Annotated in this window: 19 protein-coding genes; 8 read left to right on the top strand and 11 right to left on the bottom strand. The window is 41.8% G+C overall.

Translation table 11 applies throughout. From position 1 onward, the window contains the following. Window positions 1-8: 8 nt before the first annotated feature. The gene (locus ACQEXU_RS03600; RefSeq protein WP_427009717.1) at window positions 9-1,217 is read right to left on the bottom strand and encodes a NupC/NupG family nucleoside CNT transporter; all 1,209 of its coding nucleotides are present in this window, start codon (window positions 1,215-1,217) and stop codon (window positions 9-11) included. A gap of 650 nt (window positions 1,218-1,867) precedes the next feature. Between ACQEXU_RS03600 and ACQEXU_RS03605 the strand changes: the two genes are divergently transcribed. Next, window positions 1,868-2,332, top strand: a complete 465-nt coding sequence (locus ACQEXU_RS03605; protein WP_427009718.1) for an exoribonuclease R — start codon at window positions 1,868-1,870, stop codon at window positions 2,330-2,332. 124 nt (window positions 2,333-2,456) lie between these two features. Beyond that, entirely contained in the window at window positions 2,457-3,362 is a 906-nt protein-coding gene (locus ACQEXU_RS03610) for a hypothetical protein (protein WP_427009808.1), read from the top strand. 34 nt (window positions 3,363-3,396) lie between these two features. Here the strand turns inward: ACQEXU_RS03610 and ACQEXU_RS03615 are convergent, their stop codons facing one another. From ACQEXU_RS03615 to ACQEXU_RS03625, 3 genes are all read right to left on the bottom strand, one after another. Beyond that, window positions 3,397-4,116: a carbonic anhydrase gene (locus tag ACQEXU_RS03615; protein WP_427009719.1), complete on the bottom strand. Its 720-nt coding sequence runs from the start codon at window positions 4,114-4,116 to the stop codon at window positions 3,397-3,399. Window positions 4,117-4,346: 230 nt separating this feature from the next. After that, window positions 4,347-5,378 carry an L-threonine 3-dehydrogenase gene (gene tdh / locus ACQEXU_RS03620; protein WP_367989638.1) on the bottom strand — a complete coding sequence of 344 codons (1,032 nt, stop codon included), beginning with the start codon at window positions 5,376-5,378 and terminating at the stop codon, window positions 4,347-4,349. Next, window positions 5,378-6,574, bottom strand: a complete 1,197-nt coding sequence (locus ACQEXU_RS03625) for a glycine C-acetyltransferase (RefSeq protein WP_427009720.1) — start codon at window positions 6,572-6,574, stop codon at window positions 5,378-5,380. The genes tdh and ACQEXU_RS03625 overlap by 1 nt, the downstream gene beginning before the upstream one ends. 287 nt (window positions 6,575-6,861) lie before the next feature. Here ACQEXU_RS03625 and ACQEXU_RS03630 point away from each other — a divergent pair, with 287 nt between their 5' ends. The 5 genes from ACQEXU_RS03630 to gloA2 all read left to right on the top strand — a co-directional run bounded on the left by ACQEXU_RS03630 (window position 6,862) and on the right by gloA2 (window position 13,699). Next, window positions 6,862-8,493, top strand: a complete 1,632-nt coding sequence (locus ACQEXU_RS03630) for a methyl-accepting chemotaxis protein (protein WP_427009721.1) — start codon at window positions 6,862-6,864, stop codon at window positions 8,491-8,493. A gap of 98 nt (window positions 8,494-8,591) precedes the next feature. Further along, the gene (locus ACQEXU_RS03635) at window positions 8,592-9,503 is read left to right on the top strand and encodes a LysR family transcriptional regulator (protein WP_427009722.1); all 912 of its coding nucleotides are present in this window, start codon (window positions 8,592-8,594) and stop codon (window positions 9,501-9,503) included. 531 nt (window positions 9,504-10,034) lie between these two features. Next, window positions 10,035-11,897 carry a DUF1800 domain-containing protein gene (locus ACQEXU_RS03640; protein WP_427009723.1) on the top strand — a complete coding sequence of 621 codons (1,863 nt, stop codon included), beginning with the start codon at window positions 10,035-10,037 and terminating at the stop codon, window positions 11,895-11,897. A gap of 5 nt (window positions 11,898-11,902) precedes the next feature. Next, window positions 11,903-13,204, top strand: coding sequence for a DUF1501 domain-containing protein (locus tag ACQEXU_RS03645; RefSeq protein ID WP_427009724.1), 1,302 nt, complete (start codon window positions 11,903-11,905; stop codon window positions 13,202-13,204). A 111-nt stretch (window positions 13,205-13,315) separates the two neighbouring features. Then, window positions 13,316-13,699 (top strand): SMU1112c/YaeR family gloxylase I-like metalloprotein, encoded by a 384-nt coding sequence (gene gloA2 / locus ACQEXU_RS03650; protein WP_367989632.1) that lies wholly within the window; start codon window positions 13,316-13,318, stop codon window positions 13,697-13,699. A 39-nt stretch (window positions 13,700-13,738) separates the two neighbouring features. Here gloA2 and ACQEXU_RS03655 read toward each other — a convergent pair whose 3' ends face one another. The 5 genes from ACQEXU_RS03655 to ACQEXU_RS03675 form a co-directional block, all read right to left on the bottom strand. Continuing rightward, window positions 13,739-15,163, bottom strand: a complete 1,425-nt coding sequence (locus tag ACQEXU_RS03655; protein WP_427009725.1) for a PepSY-associated TM helix domain-containing protein — start codon at window positions 15,161-15,163, stop codon at window positions 13,739-13,741. Window positions 15,164-15,329: 166 nt separating this feature from the next. Beyond that, window positions 15,330-15,689 (bottom strand): hypothetical protein, encoded by a 360-nt coding sequence (locus tag ACQEXU_RS03660; protein ID WP_427009726.1) that lies wholly within the window; start codon window positions 15,687-15,689, stop codon window positions 15,330-15,332. Between the two features lie 102 nt (window positions 15,690-15,791). Beyond that, entirely contained in the window at window positions 15,792-16,175 is a 384-nt protein-coding gene (locus ACQEXU_RS03665; RefSeq protein ID WP_427009809.1) for a cytochrome b562, read from the bottom strand. Between the two features lie 175 nt (window positions 16,176-16,350). Continuing rightward, complete coding sequence (locus tag ACQEXU_RS03670) at window positions 16,351-17,094, bottom strand: phosphatase (protein WP_367989629.1); 744 nt, start codon at window positions 17,092-17,094, stop codon at window positions 16,351-16,353. A gap of 48 nt (window positions 17,095-17,142) precedes the next feature. After that, window positions 17,143-17,589: an SRPBCC family protein gene (locus ACQEXU_RS03675; protein ID WP_427009810.1), complete on the bottom strand. Its 447-nt coding sequence runs from the start codon at window positions 17,587-17,589 to the stop codon at window positions 17,143-17,145. A gap of 233 nt (window positions 17,590-17,822) precedes the next feature. Here ACQEXU_RS03675 and ACQEXU_RS03680 point away from each other — a divergent pair, with 233 nt between their 5' ends. Then, window positions 17,823-20,702, top strand: a complete 2,880-nt coding sequence (locus tag ACQEXU_RS03680; protein ID WP_427009727.1) for an HD domain-containing phosphohydrolase — start codon at window positions 17,823-17,825, stop codon at window positions 20,700-20,702. Between the two features lie 84 nt (window positions 20,703-20,786). Here the strand turns inward: ACQEXU_RS03680 and ACQEXU_RS03685 are convergent, their stop codons facing one another. Both ACQEXU_RS03685 and ACQEXU_RS03690 read right to left on the bottom strand, forming a co-directional pair. Continuing rightward, the gene (locus ACQEXU_RS03685) at window positions 20,787-22,922 is read right to left on the bottom strand and encodes a TonB-dependent siderophore receptor (protein ID WP_427009728.1); all 2,136 of its coding nucleotides are present in this window, start codon (window positions 22,920-22,922) and stop codon (window positions 20,787-20,789) included. A 98-nt stretch (window positions 22,923-23,020) separates the two neighbouring features. Further along, window positions 23,021-23,935: an AraC family transcriptional regulator gene (locus ACQEXU_RS03690; protein WP_427009729.1), complete on the bottom strand. Its 915-nt coding sequence runs from the start codon at window positions 23,933-23,935 to the stop codon at window positions 23,021-23,023. Between the last annotated feature and the right edge of the window lie 158 nt (window positions 23,936-24,093).

Consider the following 24,093-nt stretch of genomic DNA (forward strand, 5'->3'; position numbering starts at 1 on the left):
TACTTGGCTTAAAGCAGAATAAAGATACCCGCTAAGCAGGCACTCATCAGGTTCGCTAACGTACCAGCTAAAACCGCTTTTATCCCTAGGTTTGCCACTTCTGCACGGCGCTCAGGTGCAATCACACCAATTGATCCTAGCTGAATTGCAATTGAACCAATATTTGCAAAACCGCACAACGCAAACGTAACAATAACTTGCGTGTGTTCTGACAACATGGCTTTGTGCTCAACAAAATCAATAAAAGCAACAAATTCGTTCATTACGATTTTTTGGCCAATATATGAACCAGCCATCAACATTTCATTTGTTGGAACACCGATGACCCATGCTAATGGAGAGAACAAGTAGCCAAATAGTGCTTGTAAGGTAATACCACTAAATCCAGCAACCTCTCCTAAGCTTTCTAAGCCCGTGTTGACCATGGCAATCACACTCACAAATGCAATTAGCATCGTACCAACAGCAACGGCTACTTTCATACCGTTCATCGCACCGCTTGCTAACGCATCAATAACGTTGCTTTCTTGTGCTTTATCCATCTCAATATCTGATTGATCAATCGGTGTATCACGTTCTGGTACGATGATTTTTGCCATCATCAAGCTTCCGGGTGCCGCCATAAAGCTTGCTGCGATCAGGTATTTTAATTCAACACCTAAGCCCGCATATCCACCAAGAACACTACCAGCAACAGAGGCCATGCCACCTGCCATTACAGCAAACAGCTCAGAACGAGTCATTCGGGAGAGAAAAGGACGAACTAAAAGTGGAGACTCACCTTGAGAAAGGAAGATATTACCCGTCGCAACCAAAGATTCCGCTTTACTTGTACCAAGGAAATTTTGGATTCCACCGCCAATAAACGCAATCACTTTTTGCATGATGCCCAAGTAATAAAGGGCGGAGATAAGTGCACTGAAGAAGATAATAATTGGCAGGACACGAACGGCAAAGATAAAACCAGTATTAGCTAAATCGCCAAATAAAAAGCCGATACCTTCATCAGCAAATCCCAATAAGCTAGAAACGCCACTACTTAAGCTAGTTAAAGCAGCTTGTCCCCATGGGAAGTAAAGCACGATAGCGGCAAATCCCACTTGGAGTAGTAATGCACGAGACACTGTTTTCCAATTGATGGATTGACGACTTTCCGACAACAGCACCGCACACAAAAGCAAGGTAGCAACACCGATTAATCCGAATAAAATATTCACTTATGATCACCTTATACAAGCAGAGAAATTTAGCTGGTCCGGTCCGTGGGGTCATTCACTATTCCCTGTGACGGCTTGTATTGGCAGAGTCAGACTCTTAACCGGGCGGAAAGTATAACGAAGAAAAAGAGAGATTCATCACATTTTTTAACGCAAACGTTCAAGCGGTTATAGTTTGAACAAAAAAATCAAGTCTCATAATTAAGATGCACATAAATTGACTATTAACAGATCACTTTTTTACTAAAAAATCATCTTTAAACTATGAATTAAGATCACAGTTAAAGCTACAACTTGAAGCAAATCCCTGATTTAGTTTGTGGTTTTTTTCCTTGGACGCTAAATTACAAGAACGCAAACTAACGTACTACAAGTTGATTCCTAACAACGTCAAGTAGTAACCATATAATACACTTAGTACCAATTCTTTCCCCTCAGCTTGCTGGGGGGATTTTTTATTTAATTCAGCTAATTATCAAATCTATCAATCATCAAGTGTTAGTGATTTTTTATCTAACGTTAGCTCTTGAATTATTCACCTTAGGATCTAGATACAGCCAAGGTTGCAAACATCCAATTAATCGTTGAAGTGGTAATTTTTCTGCACTTCTCTACAATATGCCTCCCCTTTCCGTCACAGAAATACACCAATGGAACGCGATTACACATACGCCTCGTTAAAACAAGCATCGCCTGAAGAACTAGAAACACTGAGCATGCGATTAATTCATCGCTTGCTCCCTGAAGAGTCGATGTCTGAGTTATTTACCTTCGAGCAAGAGGAAGTTGCCAATGAGGAGCGATATCAGGCGGCTCAATTTGATGCCATGTTGCGCATGACGGCTATTGCGCTGGGCGAAGTCCCTGCTCTGTTTTCCGGATCAGAAAATGCGCAGCAAAATACACTGCGTATGACGCGATTGTTGTTGTGGCATTTTTATGCCGTATCTTTCCATCTTGCAAACACAATCCCACTTGAAACACATTGCAATCATGTGGAATTCATCATCAAAAAAGCACCAAAAGATGCGTTTGCTTGGACGAAAGAGCTAACCGAGTTGCTCCATCAATACGCGAAAATCCATGAGCAACAGAATGACGCATCCCAAAAATAAAGGTTTATCGACAACTTATTGTGTTATTTAAGTTATCGTTGTTTATATGATTCAGTTGTCACCAAGGATGGTGGTCTCCCCTATGCACACTTCTGTTGTATCCATCTCCATTTTATTTGTTGGTATGTACGCTACCTCGACTTGGGCTAACAATGCTTCGAACGAACCAAACGAAACAGATCTATGCCACAGTCAACAGGACCAATCACATCTCTTTGATAAAGCCTTTCATTACCTTAATACCAAGTTTTGCCAACCTGCCCTCTGGTTTGATAATTTTTTTGTTGATGAACGGGCCGATGAAGATGGTCGAGCAGGAACTGTCGTCCGTTGGTACAACGATTTTTCATATATTGAAAATGAAGGGTATCAGTTTAAAACTAAACTTCGTTTTCGTCTGCATTTACCTAAGGCAACGAAACGACTCAAGCTTGTTTTTGAATCCGATGAGAAAGATGACCTTACTGAGCTATTACCTTCCACACGCTCAGATGCGGAAGAAACGTTAGGCCTACGTTATGACTGGTATAGTGAAGCGAAGCAGAGCTTTAATATCAAAGTGACCGCCAGACCCGGTATCGAGGCCCGATATCGCTATACTTATCCCTTTTCGGATGACACGCTAGCGCGGATTACCCAGAAGATATACCAAAAAAAGCGCCTGACGGGTGAATCGACTCAATTAGACATTGACCATTCATTGAATCCAACGTTTCTCTTACGTTGGACAAATTTGGCCACGTACGAAGACGATATCAAAGGCTGGAACTTAGGCAGTGGTGTAACATTGTTCCAGCATATTTCTGATAAACAAGCCATCAACTACCAAGCAAGTATCTCAGGTACAAATCGTCCCTATCATTATTTGGAAAATACGCGGATTGCCATCAGCTATCGACAAAATATTTGGCGTGATTGGCTCTATTACGAAATTCGCCCAGAGTACAACTGGAAGGAAGAGCCTGACGTAGAAAGGTATCAAGAAGCGATGGTAACACTGAGGTTCGAACTGTTGTTCCATAATTTATAGAGCCCACCGTGTGGGCTCTTTTTCTTAGTCGGCTTTAATCGTTAACAAGCACAATTCGTGCATTTTTCGCTTGGACCGGACGATTGTTTTGCCCCATAACATTCACCAATTGTTGCTGTTGCTCACTGGTGAGTGATTGTGCATCTTTCAATACAAACCAACGCACGCCTTCACTACAAGGTGGCGTCGTTAAAGAGCCATTGAAGCGGTAATATTCTCCCGTCTCTGGCAATAAATCTTTAACCGCAAAAGAAGATTTCAATGTCACCGTTTGATCTTTATTTGGCATGATCTCCGTTAACTTAGCGAGCTCTGTACTCACTTTTCCCGTTTCAAACATGACGGCTAAGACCGCTAAGTTTCCATCTTTATCCGCATTAACAAAGTGCGCTTCTAATGGGTACTGTTTATCTTTAATTAAATTTTCTGACGGCGTATGAAAGTGAAATTGTGCTAATTTGAATTCTTTACCGTCAATAGTAAACGTATTCTTTCCATCAACAACGGCTTGTAGTGTGTGTCCGTTATTCATTAGACCAACCACATTGCCTTTGTAATCAACATGGAGCTTGCTTAGCTTGGCTTCAACACCACTCTCAATATTAATTGGACTTTGGTTTTTGCCTACTGCACACTCGCTTGCAAATTCCCCCCAATGCTCCGGACCATGATCTCCTTTATATCCCCACTCAGAAGCGCTCACCATACCGCTTGTTAATGCCGTAACCAAAAAAGCAACTGTTGTCTTCTTCATTATTATCTCCTTGCAATAGACCAACTGAATTTCAGAATTATGGTAAACACACCAAGCGCAAAAGTGACAACATACAAACTTTGTTTTCAGGTTATAAATGGAACTGATAGCGATGTTTAACTGAAATTAATAATTTACTTTGTTTTCAGTGGTGTTTCCGCGTCTGCCCCAGGAGAAAGAAAAAGGCCAAGCACTTGTGCTTGGCCTTTTGAAGATTTCATTTATGAAAGTTATTCCCAATCTAGAATCACTTTGCCTGACATACCGCTGCGCATGATATCAAAGCCTTGTTGGAAATCATCAATCTTGAAGTGGTGTGTGATGATTGGAGTTAGGTCTAGGCCTGATTGAATTAATGAAGCCATCTTGTACCAAGTTTCAAACATTTCACGCCCATAAATGCCTTTGATAACCAAGCCTTTGAAAATAACTTGGTTCCAGTCGATCCCCATGTCAGATGGCGGAATACCTAGTAGTGCAATACGGCCACCGTGGTTCATCGTCGTTAGCATTGAGTTAAATGCAGCTGGGTTACCTGACATCTCTAGACCTACGTCAAAGCCTTCGGTCATGCCTAATTCAGCCATTACATCTTCTAATTTTTCTTCAGCCACGTTGACGGCACGTGTTACGCCCATCTTACGAGCAAGCTCTAAACGGTATTCGTTCACATCAGTGATCACTACATGGCGAGCACCAACGTGTTTCGCGACTGCCGCAGCCATGATACCAATAGGGCCTGCACCTGTGATCAGTACATCTTCACCGACTAAATCAAAAGAAAGTGCGGTGTGTACAGCATTACCAAACGGGTCGAAGATAGAGGCTAAATCGTCAGAAATGCCTTCCGGTATCTTGAATGCATTGAATGCAGGGATCACCAAATACTCGGCGAATGCCCCCTCACGGTTTACGCCAACTCCCACTGTATTGCGACATAAGTGAGTACGACCACCGCGGCAGTTTCGGCAATGACCACATGTAATATGGCCCTCACCTGAAACACGGTCACCGATTTCAAAGCCACGAACTTCTTGGCCAATTTCGACCACTTCACCCACGTATTCATGACCAACAACCATAGGCACTGGAATTGTTTTTTGTGACCATTCGTCCCAGTTGTAGATGTGGACATCAGTCCCGCAAATTGCAGTTTTCTTAATTTTGATCAGAATGTCGTTGTGACCAACTTCCGGCTTTTCAACCTCAGTCATCCAGATGCCTTCTTCAGGCTTTAGTTTTGATAGTGCTTTAATTTTCATTATTTGATGATCTCCATGTCACGCCCTACTTCGATAAACGCATCGATAGCGCGATCTAGCTGTTCACGAGAATGTGCAGCTGACATTTGTGTACGAATACGTGCCTGACCTTTTGGTACTACAGGGAATGAGAAGCCGATGACGTAGATACCTTTCTCAAGAGCGCGCTCAGCAAACTCAGCAGCGACTTTTGCGTCACCAAGCATAATTGGAATGATTGCGTGGTCAGCACCGCCCATAGTGAAGCCAGCCGCTTCCATACGTGTACGGAAATGCGCTGCGTTTTCCCATAAACGGTCGCGCAGATCACCGCTTTCTTCAAGCAGGTCAAGAACACGGATTGAAGCATTGACGATTACAGGAGCCACTGAGTTAGAAAATAGGTATGGACGAGAACGCTGGCGTAACCAATCGATCACTTCCGCTTTGCCAGAAGTGTAACCGCCTGAAGCACCACCCATCGCTTTACCTAACGTACCTGTGATTAGGTCGATACGGTCTACAACATCGTGGTATTCGTGAGTACCAGCACCTGTTTTGCCCATGAAGCCAACGGCGTGTGAATCATCAACCATAGTGAGTGCGCCGTACTTATCTGCAAGGTCACAGATTGCAGGAAGGTTAGCCACCACGCCGTCCATTGAGAATACACCATCAGTGACAATCAGGATGTTGCGAGCACCGGCTTCTTTCGCCGCGATCAATTGCTGTTCTAGCTCTTCCATGTTGTTGTTTGAGTAACGGAAACGCATCGCCTTACACAAACGAACACCGTCAATGATTGAGGCGTGGTTTAGTGCATCAGAAATGATCGCGTCTTCTTTGCCAAGAATGGTTTCAAACAGACCCGCATTAGCATCGAAACAAGAGGTGTAAAGGATAGTATCTTCTTTACCCAAGAACTTAGATAGTTTTTGTTCTAGTTCTTTATGGATGTCTTGAGTACCACAGATAAAGCGCACTGATGCCATACCAAAACCATGTACATCCATACCCTCTTTACCCGCTTCAATAAGTGCTGGATGGTTTGCAAGACCAAGGTAGTTGTTGGCACAGAAATTCAGTACTTCTTCGCCAGTAGAGATTTTTACTTCCGCTTGTTGCTGAGAGGTAATGACACGCTCTGATTTATAAAGACCTTCAGCCTTTACTTCTTCAAGTTGTTGTTGGATCTGTTGGTAGAATGCAGAAGACATTTCAAATTCCTTCCTAGTTATTGTGAGCGCAAGCGTGTGGCTTGCTTTTCTGGCTCTTAATAGCCATTTGTCGTTCACTCGAGTGTAAATCAAGCTGTGGCTTTTCATTATCCTGCCAAATGGAAAAACATTCATGAATGATGGGCACAAATTCATCTTACCGTGTGTCATACATGACACATTTTTCTCTATCTAACTGTTTAATATACGGTTTGGTCACATTAACATCGTTAAATTTCTTTTAAGTTATTCTTATAGAACCAGCAGAATTCACACAAGGAAGTTTTATGTTGAAGTTATCTATCTCAAACAAAATTACTATACCTATGTCGGTCATACTCACCGTGGCGATCATTTCCGCTGGTATGGTTGTCTTTCAAGGTCAAAAGCAGAAGGCGTTAAACTCTCAGCTTAATGAGCAGGTCCAACCCGTATTTGGAAGTTTAGAGGATGCCTATCGCGATCTTTATCAAGTTATGGTTGCCGCAAACGGAGTGGCTCAGGCAGAAAACGACCAAGAAATTGAGCACCATACTTTTGAGTTTAAAGACAACGCATACAAAGCCGTACCACGAATGAAAAAAGTCGCGACACTTTTCGAAGCAGGAATTTTGCCTAGTGAAGGGGCTGCGGAACTGAGCAAATTGGTTGAAGCCACATCTAAATGGATAAACCTCTACGAACCTATGTTTGCAGACCCTACCCAAGCTCTTGAGTACTATGAAAACAACCTGAATGACTTTGAAGCTCAATTCATCATTATTCGAAAACAACTCAAAACGATCAGTAAGTTGATCGAAACAGAGCAAGATAGGCTTCGAACTCAAGTCTCTGAGTCAATTGAAACAACCACACTATTTTCTTCCCTACTGTCGGCAATCATTGTTATCGCTGCACTATTTGCACTTTTCATCGCAAGACAATTCGTAATCAAACCGATTAAAGAAATTGAACATATGATGGCTGATATTGCGCAAGGCGAAGGAGACTTGTCGAAAAGAATCCCAGTGAACACGTCGGATGAACTTGGTGCGTTGGCGTCTTCTTTCAATCAATTTGTGAGTAAAATCCACACTACAGTAGAAGAAGTGATTATTTCATCAAACGCCGTACGTGCCGAAATGGAGAATATTAAATCACTGACCCAGCACATCGCCGAATTTAGTGGTGACCAACAGCAAGAAAGTGATGCTGTAGCAACCGCCGTTAACGAAATGGAAGTCACGAGCCAAACAGTGAGCCAAAATGCAAATGAAGCCGCTACAGCGAGTGATAACGCAAGCCTTGAGGCCAACCAAACTAACCAGACACTTCAAGACACCGTTACATCGATTCAAGCACTTTCCAAAGATATTGAAAATGCGAGCAACGTAATTCATCACCTCGATAGTGATGTCAATAATATTGTCTCTATATTGGATGTTATTCGTGGTATTGCTGACCAAACAAACCTACTCGCGCTAAATGCAGCCATTGAAGCAGCACGCGCAGGTGAACAAGGTAGAGGTTTTGCTGTCGTTGCTGACGAAGTCCGCTCCCTAGCCAGTCGTACACAGGAAAGTACCGGTGAGATTCAGGCCATGATCGAAAAGCTTCAAGCAGGAGCGCAACAAGCTGTTACTGTCATGGCTTCAAGTAAAAACAGCAGTGATAGCACGATAACGATGGCAGAAACCGCAACTAATTCGCTTAGCGTTATTCGTCAATCGATAGGACAAATGAATCAGATGAACACCGAGATCGCAACTGCTGCAACTCAACAATCTCATGTCAGTAACGAAGTAAATGCGAATGTTCAACGAATTGCCGATAATAGCCATCAAATGGTCGAGATGGTAAACAGCGCGGACAACGCTTGTATCAGTCTTTCAGAGCAATGTCAGAAGTTGGATGACTTAGTCGCGGAATTCAAAGTTTAACCTCACAAAGCCCTGTCATTCAGGGCTTTTTTCTAACGTGATTTTTGTATCGTTTTAAGGAATAATTCTTACCAGTAATTTGTTACTGAGTTCTTACTATGGTCAACCAAAAACTATTGGCCCTGTTGCCCGACCTTGCTGCTTACGTCGAAATTGTAAACGAAGGCAGTTTTACCGCTGCTGCAAAAAAACTGGGGGTAACACCGTCAGCGTTAAGTAAACTCGTAACACGTTTAGAACTGGCGCTTCAAGTAAAGCTTTTTCAACGGACAACGCGTAAATTACTCATTACTCAAACTGGGCAGAAGGTTTTTGAGCAATCCGTCGTCATGCTCAATGCCGCACAACAAGCCGTAGAGCTTTCTGCTCGCGATCATGATGAAGCATCAGGTTCAGTGACTGTTGCAGCTCCTGAAGCCTTTTTAAATTCCGTTCTACAGCCTTTTGTTATTCCGTTTTTAAAGAAATACCCTGCAATTCAGCTAAAACTGAGAGTCGCAGATGGTGAGATCGATATACTTCGTGATGGCATTGATGTTGCCTTCAAACTCACGGATAAGCCAGACGAAAACCTAGTGTTGAAAGAAATCGCTCAAACTAATCTCGTTCTTTGCGCTTCCCCTCAATATTTGGAAAAACAAGGAGAGCCATTACACCCCACTGAACTGACCCAACATGACTGCTTATACCTTGCAGAAAATGACAGGGACAATATTTGGTCGTTTTTTAAAGATGATGATTTCCACTCTGTAGCAGTATCAGGCCATTATGCTGTTAATCATTCACAAATGCGCTTAAATGGCGTCAAAGCGGGTTTAGGGATAGGCATCTTCCATGACTTTGTCATACGAGATGCACTGAAGCAAGGGAATGTTCAAAGGGTACTGTCTGACTGGACAATAAAGAGCAATTACCATGGTGCAATAGCGATGCAATACGCACAAAGTAAATACATACCAGCTCGCTTAAGAGCTTTTATCGACTTTGCGCAACATGAGATGAAATTCTAATCCTTTTCTTATTATCGCTATATTAATCAGTAACTTTTAATAAAATAAAATTGGTAATAATTCACCACATTAAGAACGATTTTTTTGTTCTATTAGCCACACAAAAACCTTCTCCTCAATAATCTTAATTACGTCTTCGCAAACCTTTAATGAATTTATATTTACAGTATCACTTGAAATTAATTCATATCAGTAAAAATGCACCACTTACGTATTAAACTTGAGACAGAGTAAGACCCAAAAATAAGACCATACCATACATCTTTTATATATAGACATTATTATCCATTGGAATAAGCAATCTCCATACTAGCACTATAGTTTAGTGGCATTCTAGTTAGTATTATTTAGCATGACATTGATTCCACTTTTCACAACAAACACCCCTACGACCCTAATAAAATGGTGAAATTGCAGCCCATAATTAATGTATTAACACATTAATCAACACTGATAGACAAGCTAAATCCGAGCCTTGTAAGCAATCAGAAATACGAACAAATAATCTAAAAGTATTAAATCGGAGTAAGCATGAAATTAACAACGTTAAGTAGTGCAATCACACTTCTTATAACCTCTGGGTTAATAATGGGTTGTAACAGCGAAGCCACTAATGGTTCAAGTTTCTCACCAGTTGAATCACCAGAGTCAAATAATATCCAACCATTGATTACTGAGCGGTATTCCCTTCCACAAGCTATTCCTTACGGCCAAGAAATCGTCATAAATTCTTCGGCATTAGCAGAAGATATAGGCAAAGAAAAAATCACTATCACAAATGCAGAGATTAATTCAAGCGAAGGTATTTTAACCGATATTTCTTTAGATTCGATCGCATTACGCTTTTTTGCGCCAGGCAAACATAAAGTCACTATTTCTTATTTCGATGAAACAGGCCAAGCAGGAGTTTCTGAGGTATCTATAGACTCAGCTCAAGTAACAGATAAGCAATATCATCGTTTTCTTTTGCAAGCGACATTTGGACCAACCGTTTCAGATCTTTCCACGCGTAAAGTAATTAATCTTTCGAAATGGATTGATCATCAAATGAAAATCCCTGCTTCTTCCCATCAGCAAATGACCATGGAGTTTGGTGGACGCCGTGAAGATCGAGCGGATGCATGGTATCAAATAGCATTGAAAGGCGAAGATCAGCTACGCCAAAGAATTGCGTTCGCCCTTAGCCAACTATTTGTCGTTTCCCAATCAAGTGGCCTCTACAACCGCGTAGAATCACTTGCGAATTATAATGATATGTTAGCTAGTCATGCATTTGGAAACTTTCGGGAGCTACTTGAAGATGTGTCAATGCATCCCGCAATGGCTTATTACCTTACTCTGCTCGGTAGTGAAAAAGAGAATGAGCGAACCGGAGCTCAACCTGATGAGAATTACGCACGTGAAATCATGCAATTATTCACTATTGGCTTAAATCTCATCAATAATGATGGATCTATTATTCTTGATGATCAAGGTAAGCCAATTGAGACATATGTTCAAGAAGACGTCCGTAATGTAGCGAAAGCCTTTAGTGGATGGAATACTGCCTCCGGAGACTCAGAGCTATTACAACAAATTGTTGCAAATGAGTCTCTTCACGACACTTCCGAAAAACACATTCTTGGCCACACGCTACCCGCGGGACAAACTGCCGAAGAGGATATAGCGCAAGTCCTCGATATACTCTTCAATCATCCTAATACGCCACCATTTTTTGCGGAACAAATGATCAAGCGTTTAGTCACTTCTAACCCATCACCAAAGTACATTGAAAGAGTTGCTCAGGTATTTATCGATAATGGAAAAGGCATAAGAGGTGATTTAGGTGCTGTTTTTAAAGCTATTCTATTGGATGAAGAAGCACTTGGATTAAATGCAGAGGCAGCTCCAATCAAAGTCAAAGAGCCTCTAATCACCATTTTGAATCTACAACGTGCGATGAATGTCCAATTTGACAAGGGAATTGCACGCGGAGCAACCAATATTTATTACACCGTTGATCAGGGACCATTGCTCGCAAAATCTGTTTTTAATTTTTACTCTCCTGATCACGTAATCAAGCCAAGCAATAAGTACGCACCAGAAATGGAGATCATATCTTGGCCTGATTATGTTGATGTCTACGTGTATCTCCGAGCTTTTGCAATGGGATACGCATACAACATGAAACCAGAATATGGATATTTTGCAAGTTCAACAGATAATACGGAACTCTTTGTTCAACAAATTAACACTGTTTTCTTTGGTGGTGATATGCCCGAGCCGCTACTAACACAAATCACTGAATATGTAGACAATAATAATCGTGGTGGTGGCGTTAAGAATAATATTTGGTTGGTTAGATTTATATTAGAGCTTGTTGTTAGTTCAGACGAGTTCTTTATTCAGGATTAATAGTTATGAGTATTAGTAGAAGAACTTTTTTACGTAGTATTGCCGCTACCTCTTTAATTCCCCACATCGGCTGGACGAATGAAACTACAGCTGGTGATTACAAAGCATTGGTTTGTGTTTTTCTTGGCGGAGGAAACGATGGGTTTAACACTCTCATTCCAACCGATGAAGAACATTATCAAGCTTATTCAAACGCTCGCAAACACATTGCACTTAAACACCATGAGCTAATACCTACACAACTTCAAGCAACAGATAGAGACGGTGTAAACCTAAACTTAGGCTTGCATCCATCTATGGCAGCACTCAAGCCCCTTTTCGACAAAGGTTATGTCAATGCTGTACTAAACTGTGGTGTTTTAAAGCAACCAATGTCAAAAGAACAGACTGATTTCGCTCCATATGAACTCTTTTCACATAACTCACAATCAGCAGAGTGGCTAACGGGGGATGCAACTAACCACAAAACATACAGTGGTTGGGGTGCTAGGTTGATGACTTACTTAGCAACAAGATCTTCCAATATACCACCTTTATACAGTTTTTCGGGTCGTACTAAACTGTATCAAGGGATCAACAATATTAATGTATTACCAGCCAATGAAACGTCAACATTAAGGTTTTCAAACAACCAGTTGAAAGAGAGCTTCGTAAATACACTTGAACAACAAGGTTCATCTGATATCCATAACTATTTTCGTACTGTAATGAAGGATAGTATTTCTTTAGGAGAAGCAACAGGAAACATTCTAAAAACACATGGCGATCCATTACTTGCCAATCATTCTGGTTCCTTATCACAGCAACTCAATGCCGTATTTAAATTTATACAACATCGAGAAATCACCGGTCAAAATCGTCAAATTTTTTACGTAAGCCTCAATGGTTTTGATACTCACGCAAATCAGAAAGGTGACCATGCTCGACTATTGAACGAGCTTAGCGCTTCACTAGCTAAATTTTATGACGCGTTAGACGGTGAAGGAGTATCTCCCAACGTAACAACGGTAACAATGTCTGATTTTGGACGCCGTATCGTACCTAATGCAACAGGGACTGATCATGGTTGGGGTAATAACCAATTGATTATCAATGGTGGGCTCGCCAGATCTGGAACGACAGGAGTATGGCCTTCACTTGAATATGGGGGCCCAGATGATTACTCATCAGGCCGTTTGCTACCAACTACGTCAGTCGATCAAATTGGAGCAACCTTAGCGCAATGGATGGGGGTGGCACCCACTGATATCGATAAGGTCTTCCCTAATATTGGGAGTTTTTCTCCTCAACTGCTCGACTTTATTTAATAGAAAGCCCGGCTTAGGCCGGGCTTATTTGTATCCGTTCTCAAATTTAACATACGACAGCAGGTGTAGAGCAGATAAACTGACCACACAGATATAAAGCAGTTACAAATCATGTTTAATAAATTTCATCACGTCGCAATTATTTGTTCCGATTACCCCACTTCTAAGCATTTTTATGTTGAAGTATTAGGCTTAAAGGTTTTGCATGAGCATTATAGGCAAGAGCGGGATTCCTATAAACTGGACTTAGCCCTTGTAGACGGAAGCCAAATTGAACTGTTCAGCTTTCCAGATGCCCCACTACGCCCCAATTATCCTGAAGCTCAGGGTTTACGCCATCTCGCTTTTGCTGTAGAAGACATTAATGTAACCACTGCACACCTGAGCAAACATGGTGTATCAGTTGAAGCAATTAGAACCGATGAGTTCACAGGAAAGCAATTTACCTTCTTTCAAGATCCTGACGGCTTACCTTTAGAAATATATGAGCAATAAAGCCTCTTCCGAGGCTTTCTGTTTTATCACTACACCTTATCAGCTAAACACCAGTTTTAACCGCCCGAAGCGACTAAATAACAGCCAGTCCACCAGCAAAGCTAGGATAATAGAAACCCCAGCTAGAGGGAAAAGCACTGAAACAATAACTATCGATATTACCCCTGTTTTCCATACACCTGCGGAAGAAAAGGTCGGCGGAACACCGAGTTTGCCCTGTCCACTAGGTCTTCGTACCCACCACATAAACAAGCCTGTAATTGCGAGAACAATGAACGATATACATATCAGTGTATTAGCCACCTTGTTATACACACTAACATCTCCTTGATGCAAAGCGATTCCTGCAGCCATTGCTTTAGCGACCAAGTTATAATCATTCCATGTCACATCGGCCAATAACTGACCTGAATACTGATCGATATGAACGGTTCGATCATGAGTCGGATTGGTTATATCGCCGCTCATCGTATTTGCAGAAACAGTAAACACACCCGTTTCAGAGCGAGGAAAATGAACCCGATAATACTGAAATCCTAAGAGTTTGGCTTGTTTAACAATGCTATCTAAATTGACTTGATTCACTATTTCTACAACGTCTCTCCCATTCTCTCCCATTTGATGATGACCGTGAGAAGTTGGAACTGGCGTTTGTTCTAAGTTCCATGGCATTTCTTCCTCAGAACCATGATTTAGATCTTTATGACTTAGGCTTGATAACGGTACATCTTCCCATTTTTGAGCAGGAAAACTACTCCAAGCTTGCACAAATTTGCCACCCCATATACCCGCCCAAGCAAGCCCAGAAAGAATGAAAAACAACAATACAAGAGACAGACCTCCTCCTAAATTGCTATGCAAGTCACGTATAAACGTACGACGCCCACTGCTAACTCTGAATCTGAGGAACCCAGCTCTGCGTGCATTATCAAGAGGAAGCCATAAATACATCCCTGTTACGAGTAGAATAATGCTCAAACTCGCAGCAACTTCTATCAAATAATCACCATAATCCCCCATAAGAAGCGTGCCATGAATTTCATTTGCCAGCTGATACCAACTATCACTTCGATCAATTTGGCCTAATACTTCTCCGCTATAAGGATTCACCGTAACTAACCGCATTTCTCCATCAGGAAAACGAATGGAGAAACGATTGACCATATCATCACTTTGAGATGGCAAAAACTGCGTTATTTCTGCTGTTGGAAGTGCGCGTTTAACGTTAAAAAGCTGTTCTGAAGGTGCGGTTGTATTCGCTTCTGGTATTACTTTTAAAATAGGTTCATACCTTGCTAATTCTATTTCATCATCAAATAGCATAACTAAGCCGGTTATACTTAACATCAGCATAAACGGGACAACAAATAAGCCCGCGTAAAAGTGCCAGCGCCATGTTAAAAAATAGAGAGATTTTAGGCGTGCTGAGTCCTTAGGTGGTGTCTGAGTTTGACGACCTAACATTTGATATTCCTTTTTATAAGTGTGTAGAGAATTGCACGTAAAGAATGATGAGCAATGATTTTGTTTCCAATGCACAAATCTCTAAATACACAAGATTCAATCATCTGATAACGACAGATGAAAGAGTTATGACTTTACTCATGCGCTCTAATGGCGCTTGATAAAATTAAGAAATCGTCAATTGTGGTGGTGCACGAGGAATATGCTGTTCAAATCGTATGTTTAGAGCCAAATAAACATACTGACGAGCATGAGCATAAACAGCATTGGTGCTTGTGTGAGTGGTTGGAAGTTTGTCTTGATGAAAAGAAGAAAAGTGACCAAATGGACAGGCTTTAGCATGGGAAGAAGAGTTAACCTCTCCTTCTTCTATTTGAACCAATTCAAAACCATTGAGTGTACACAACGTTGCCCAAACACCGGCACTACTACCGTGTGCATTAATCACAGGCATCAAGGTCACTAAAGCCCAACTTAAGGCACTTAGTAGCAACATCGCTCTGTAATTTTGGACTCTGAAACTCATTTACAATCCCTATAAAATGAGCCGCAGACTATACTACACACCTACCTTTAGCGCAGCATTGTCGCTTCAAGTTGCTAACACAATCACAACCTTGAAAACACATTAACCAAACAATCGCTGCCAGATGCTTGGATTACGTTTGTCGTGGTATTCAACTCTTAGTGCATCAATTTCTTGTAAGGATTCTTTAGCTTGGTCAAAGTTACCGTTATCTAACTGAGTTTCTACGCGTTCAATGGCTTTAGAAAGCTTATTAAAGCCTTCAAAGTAAATAGCCTGTTTTTCTGGTGGATATTCACCTTTCTTCGACAACGCGACTAAATCAGACAAATTGGTTAATGCTGAGTCCATTTCTTCTAGGCTTTGAGCTTCTGCTGCACTCTTAAATTCGACTTTCATCTGCTTCATGGTTGCTTTTAAGTCGAAATCAGAGGCCATACTTAATGGTGACATGAGTAATGCACCAAACAAAATTAACTTTCTCATCATCGTACACTTCTTTGTTATTTGTTTTATAGAAACTAAGCTGCCAGTTTAATCAAAATATGGGGGGATGTTGAACGTGATTTTGTATCAAGATGAGAAAGAAGCAATTGCGGTCGAGAAAATAAAAGCCTATACATCAGCGTATAGGCTTTCATTTGGAGAAGAACCCAAAGAGTTACAGCTCTGCGTATTCCACAATGGGTTTACGCCCACGTAGCTCTAAGAAGTTGAGAAACTGCCTAGGGGTGTGAGTAATCACATTACTTGCGCTAATCCCGACCTCTTCCATCAATTCAGCGACCAAAGACAAGTTACCAACATCATGGCAAAAATGCGCATCGCTCCCTGTCGTAAAAAAGACACCTATCTCTTTTCCTGCATGGGCAATTTCATGGCAGCGGTCGACACTCCCAACACGGCTGTTACCTTTCAACGTCGTGTTGTTAATTTCAATGGCAACGTTATGCTCCCTGGCGCATTCCAGTACCGTTCGAAAATCAAAATCAAAATTGGGGTTACCTAAATGTCCCAAGGCATCGACTCGCCCAGACTTAATCACGTTGATCAGCGCTTCAGTGTGTTCATCTTTGTCTGCAGGGCGAAAAACCGGTTCATGAAAACTCGCAATAACCCAATCAAGGTTTTTATCCACCGTATGATGAATATCAATCTCCCCTTCTCGGTTAAGAATATTAGATTCGACACCACGAATAACCGCGATCCCTTCTAAAAATCGTGGCAGAACACGCTGATTTGAGAAAAACCAGTAATGAGGAGCACCTGGCATAGACTCTGAATGGTCTGTCGTACAGAACATAGCCAAACCATTATCTTTGGCCGATTTAGCGTTTTCAATTAATGTGCTATAAGCGTGGCCACTCGCATAAGTGTGTGTATGGGTATCAACAGCAAGTTTCATGATTTTATCTATATCGGTAAGTTTTGGTTATTTTATACTAAAGTGGCTTCAAGATGCTTGTTCAGAGATGAGCTTAATTAAAGGTAGTGCTTTTTCCCAACCACAATTAAACATACTCACGAAATCAGGATGGGTATGGACCGTAACCTTCAATAACACGCTCTCTTGTAAAGAAACGATCTCATACTCTTCCCTTGAACCAATCCACTTCTTTGCGACATCACTATCAATATCTTTTACGTTATCCGGCGTAAATATTGCGACATGATGATATTCAATCACTTTGTGGGGCTCTAACCGATCGATAACCGCTCGAGACCCACCGACATTCGGATCATAAAAGGCGAGATTTTCCCCTTCAACCCAACGCCCATCCATTTTTGAATCAGGAGAGAATACTTTCGCCCACTGAGAATAGCTTTCTTGTTCCGTTATTACTTGCCATAGTTTTTCAGCCGATGTAGCAATCTCGATCTGATAGTTCAACGTCATCATATCGTTACCCAATTTATCTCCAATTTTTATGATTCATTTAAGTTATAGGCACATTTCATGACAAATGGTGTGTAATTAGGGTGCTCATCTCCACAAGCTCATCGAATTGAGAGCCGTTAGACGGTTTTGTGAAAATATCAACTAACTCATTTATAGAAATTTATTGCGACTTTTTTGGCAACACTGATGCTTTAGTCAATACTTTTATGGAGATAAACGTTATCGGACAGGCCATGAAGAAGCGTCGCTACCCTTTAAGCATTCACATCACAAGCTTGTTTTTAGCACTGACCACTTTGGTTGGGCTGACATTAATTGTAATTAGCTACCATCATTCCCAACAACTTCTCTCTGGAAGCGCCGAAGAGGTGAGCGGAGAAAACTCACGCAAACTAGAATCTGAATTTAAATTGAATGCCGCACCGATACTAACAACACTTGATTTCATGGCAACAAGTGAAGTCATTGAAGACAATAAACCACCCTACAAAAATAAACGCTTTCTTTCTGCCATTGAACTTATTTTTCTACGTAATCGTCACTTGGTCGCTCTATTTTATGGCAACGAAAACGGCGTATTCACACTACTACGCCCATTACGTTCAACCAGTGACAGAGCTCAGTTTAACGCTCCGGAAAAAGCAATGCTGATGATCCGACACTCAAATGTGTCAGGGTTAATTGAACAACACTTTTTAGACGGAAATAACAATCGTATTGGCTATACCAAAGAGCACAATAATGAATACGATCCTCGCGTCCGGCCATGGTTTACCAACGCTGATCTTGATGGAGAAATTCGCTTAACCGAGCCTTATTTGTTTTATTCAATGAACGTAAACGGCGTAACACTTTCTCGACGCTCTCCAGATGGCAGTAAAGTGGTCGGAGCCGACTTTACTTTAGAGTCATTATCTGACCAAATCAGTAAAATTGGTTATTCAAACAACTCCAAACTTGTGTTGTTTGATAATCAGTTTCGAGTCTTAGCCCACCATCAAGCAAATATTGATTTAAGTAGCGACCACGCCACAACTATCAATCAACTTCTCGGGGGCGTATTTCGCAACATTTTGAATCGAGTCAGCAGCCAATCACTCTTCGAAACCGCCGTTGATGACAACAAAAACCTTTGGTCGGTAACATTAACGCCTGTCACTCTAAATCAACATGTTAGGCTGCTATTAGCTGAAGCAACCCCGCAAGATGACCTCATATCAAACTTGCTTTCAATGCGCGATCGGCAGATCACGGTTGCATTGAGCATGATGCTCGCAAGCTTCTTAGTGGTTTGGCTAGTGGCAGTTCGATTGTCTAACCCCTTGCAGAAACTGGTAGCATTGACCGATGACATCGCACGATTTGATTTCAAAAAAACACGTTATCCGAAGAGTATGATCAAAGAAGTTGCGAATCTGACTCAATCCATCGAACTGATGGAGCACACATTACATGATCTTTTGCGACTACTCCGAGAGACGGCCTCAAATCAGGATTTCACAATACTCGCCAAAACCATCACCCATCAAAGTTACATGGTCACGCGGGCAGAAACCATCATGCTGTTCGCCTATTCAGAAAGTGAACAGCAATTCACAATAGCAGCCAATCACGCCATTATTCCGTTCAAAATAGACATCAATACGTTTTTAAATGAAACCGCATGGTTGATAACAGATTTAAAAAAAGGAGAGATAGTCCACCTAAACCGAGAAGATAATGCACTCAATAACTACAAAGATTGCTTCTATAATTCAGACGTTTACTTTTTCCCACTGCTAAACAAGAAAACGCAATTAGTTGGTATCTTACTGCTAGGTTATGAACGCGCGATCACTCCAGAACAAAGTGACAAACATGCATTTCTGAAAGAGCTGTTAAGTTTTGCTGAAATTGCAAAAGAAAACATCGATCAAATGCTGCAACAAAAAGCCATGCACAATGCTTTTATCGAGTTGATTGCATCTGCCATTGATACCAAATCACCTTATACCGGAAGCCATTGCCAAAGAATCCCTGTTTTGACCAAACTGCTCACTCAAGTTGCGGCAGACGATACCCACTACTTCCCACAGTTTGGAATGACGCCCCAGCAATGGGAAGAGCTCCACCTTGCCGCATGGTTGCATGACTGCGGAAAAGTCACCACGCCAGAATATGTCATCGATAAAGCCACTAAACTTGAAACCATTTATGACCGCATTCATGAAGTACGAATGCGTTTTGAATTGCTAAAACAACAGGCAGAAGTCGAATACTGGAGAGCTCTTAGTAAAGGAGGAGTTGAAACTGAGCTAAAACAAGCATTAACAAAAACTCATCAGGAACTCGATGATGAATTCGTCTTTGTTGCCGAATGTAATGTAGGGAGCGAGTTTATGGATGAGGAGAGCATTAAAAGACTCAACCAAATTGCTAACCGTCAATGGAAAAGAACGCTAGATGATCAAATTGGCACATCATGGATAGAACAACAACGTGCCGGTGAGCCACAAACGTTACCTGTATGGGAAAACTTATTATCCGACAAACAAGTGCATCAAGTGAAATGGGAGCAAGGTGAAAACCCTATTGAAATGTGGCAGGAAGAGTTTGTTTTGGCTCCGGGTGAACTGAAGTATAACCGAGGCGAACTATACAACTTATCGATACGTCGCGGGACATTAAATGATGAAGAGCGTTTTATCATCAACGATCACATCATTCAGACTATCGTTATGCTTAAGCGTCTTCCCTATCCGGAACATTTGAAAAATATTCCCGAAATAGCTGGTGGTCACCATGAGAGAATGGATGGCAAAGGCTACCCAAGAGGTCTCAATGAAGAGCAGCTTTCTATACCAGCAAGGGTCATGGCTATTGCGGATGTTTTTGAAGCCCTGACGTCTTCTGATCGTCCATATAAAAAAGCGAAAAATCTCAGTGAATCCATCAATATCATGACGGAGATGGCAACCACCGGACACATCGACCCTAAACTCTATCTTCTGTTCCTTCAAAATAAGCTCGACCAAGTGTATGCCAATCAGTTTTTAGCCCCTGAACAGATAGATGCTATCGACAGAGAACATCACCTTAAACAAGTAAAACAATATCTGCGTAGCTTATTCTAGCAACCTTACTATTATTCATCATTAAAGCGCTTCTTAAACGTAAAAAAGCAGGCCAACATGGCCTGCTTTTTACAGTAGCTGAATTTAGAATTCGTAATTAATATTTAGCTCAAACGAACGCTCTGCACCATACCAACAGTTGCTTTGGTCATAACAAGTGTAATATTCCTCGTTAAACAAGTTGTTCGCTACAATACTTGCCTGCGCCCCAGCTAGAGCTTCACTCACATTGCTGAGATCATACCCTAAAGAGAGATCTGCCACTGCATAGGCTGGCACCTTGCCTTGCGTATTTGTTGCATCCATTTGCATCGAACCAACGTATCGAACGCCACCCCCAACTCTTGTTCCGGCGAACACGCCAGAGTCTAGGTAATAGTTTGTCCAGAGCATGGCTGCATGTTCGGGCACATAAATTGGCGTCGTACCTTGCAAACCATTATTGCTGTCTTTGGTGATTTCCATATCGGTATAGGTATAACTACCAGAAACATCCCAAGCCGTTGTAAGCATTGCTTTTCCTTCCAACTCAATCCCCTGCGAGCGAACTTCACCGACCTGAATGTCATCCTGATAGTTGGCGGATGTTGGGTCAGTCACCACAACATCACTTTTCACAATGTGGAAAGCAGATAAGTTAGCTTCTTTGCTGTAATCTTCAGATTGGTATTTCACCCCGACTTCAACCTGAGCTCCCGTTTCAGGCTTAAAGGTTTGGCCAAACTGACTGGTCCCAGCAACAGGTTGGAAACTGGTCGCATAACTCAAGTAAGGTGAGAATCCACTTTCAAATTCATACAAAGCACCAACACGATAAGAAAATGCAGATTCATCAGCAGTTGCATTTAACATATCATCCGTAGACTTGTAGTTATCGAAACGGCCTCCTGCAATTAACACTAACCCACCACGGCGCATTTGGTCTTGGAAGTAGAAACCCAATTGTTCGACCGAAATATTCGCCTTTGCGTTGTAGACTTCAGATAACGACGAGCGATCTAACATGTCATTATTTGGTGTAAAGATATTAAACTGATAAAACGCTAAATCACTGGTTTGATACTCCTTGTAAACCGAGTCTCCTTTTAGCTTCTGATAATCTGCGCCAAATAGCAGATTATGGTCCCAACGGCCCCAGTTCACTTGCCCAGACAACTGGTTATCAATCACAAATCCTTTTGACGATTCTTCGGTACTGTAGATATTACGAACTAAAGTGCCACTGGCAGGATTATAGTTCGCTGAGGTGTGGTAAGTATTCTCCTGAAGCAACTCTGCATCGGTATAACGTGCATTTTGCAAGAAGGTCCATCCTCCGGAAAAGTCGTGGTGAATTTTATAACCAGCCATCAAGAACTTACGCTCAAAGGTGCTCCAATTTTTATCACCTGCGTAGGTAGAACGTGAAATGGTTCCATTAGGATTGGCAATAAACATCCCAGAAGCTGGCAGTGCGCTGTTCATTCCCATTGCTGGGTCATTTTGATAATACAAATTGAAGTTAATCAGCGTATTCTCATTGACCTGCCAGTCAACCGAAGGAGCAATTAGATATCGCTCTTCTTCTACAACAGCACTCTCACTATCTTGCTTTCTGGCTAATGCAATTAAACGATACGAAAAATCACTGGTACCAATTTGACCCGTGGTATCGACTGATGCTTCCATCAAATTGCGCGAACCTGTTGCAACACCAACCTTTGTTGCTCGCTCCTGTTGGGGCGACTTCGCAATCATATTGATCATGCCACCGGGAGGCATAGAACCATAAAGGACGGAAGTTGGCCCTTTAAAGATCTCGATTTGTTGAAGTGCAATCGGATCAATTTGCGGCTGCAAGTTCCACCCTTTCAAGCCTTGCAATAACAGCCCATCATAATAGCTTTGGTTCGCTTCAAAACCACGAATACGGAAAGTGTCGTACATAGTGACAGAACTACCTTTATTTTCTGTCACCACACCTGGCGCATAACGAAGTGCCTGATTTAGCGACTTAACCCCACGTTGCTCAAGCAGTTCACCTTCAATGACTGTAATACTCTGGGGTGTTTCTTCTGGTGTTAATGCCGTTTTTGTTGCGGTATTACGGTAAGCTTTTCCTAAGATGGTGATGGTTTCCTGACTGGTCTCAGGCGAGTTTGTCTCGGCAGCCGTTGCTGAAAAAGGTGTTAAGAGTGCTAAAGCAACTGCTGAATATCGAAAAGTAGTTGGAAGTTGCATGGTTCCCTATGGCTCCAAAATATTAACTGCGAATAATTATCACTTAGATTCTAAAGGGAAGAAATTGATAAAAGTTAACAATTTGGTGCAAACAACAACTAATCTGTCATTTTCTCAATAGGGATCCAGTACTCCATCTCCGATTCGCTATCACGAATATCGAAATCTGCTGGATAACGCTCAAGCTCATACCCATCAACGCCACGGTAAGATGAGCTTGGTAACCAATGAAAAATAAACCAACGCAATACATCCGGCAGCTCTGTAATATCCCCTTTGTGCTTAATCACGGCGTATGTTTGTGTCGGAATCTCGCGATAAGCCAGATTCGGCGATAAAACCAGCGGTAGCTCAGGTAAACCAACGGATGAATCCAGTTCAACACCAGCCCAATATTCCAAATGACGGCCATCTAGATGCGCTTGTGTTACATCGATGACACCGGTAAAGAAGTCATAAGCAGTCAATAACTGACCATAGTTCGTATGAAGTTTTTCCCACAATGCCGGCACTTTCTCTGCAAAATCTGGAGACAGTGAGAACAGCCCACTAATTGGCTCATGAATACCTTTAATAAAGAAAGCTGGTTTGGTTTCTACCCTAACTTCGACAAATCGTTTCTGAGTCGTATCAAGGGCGTCAAACTGCGATAATAAAATTGGCTTTCTAAGCCCAGTCCGTTGCTGTTGTTTTCGGTAGGTTCGAGGACTAACACCAAACATTTGCTTAAAGGATCGGCTAAAACTCATTTCAGAGCTAAACCCTAATTCCAAACCGATGTCGATCACCCTTGTTGAAGAATCAAGCAACATCTCTGCGGCGACACTTAGCTTTAACTCTCGCACATATTGCGCCACGCTAATTCCTAATGCGCCTTGAAATACCCGTTGAAGCTGCCAACGCGACCAACAACTTCGCTCAGCAATATCATGAATACCTAGAGGCAAATGAAGGTTTCGCTCAATATACAACAGGACACTGCCGATACGCTCGATAGACGTCTCTTTAGCCAAACAATACCAACCTCTTCATTAATAGAAATGCGTCATGTTCTCATATGTTCTAAAGCAAAGAAATATCAGTCTGCATGCATGGTAAGCGCTTAAGTTTTACTTACTTCTTTTTTAATAATTCCCCAAACACGGCAAAGAAAGGCATTACTACTCATAAT

The organism is Vibrio sp. TRT 21S02 (assembly GCF_050113675.1).
Taxonomy (GTDB): Bacteria; Pseudomonadota; Gammaproteobacteria; order Enterobacterales; family Vibrionaceae; genus Vibrio.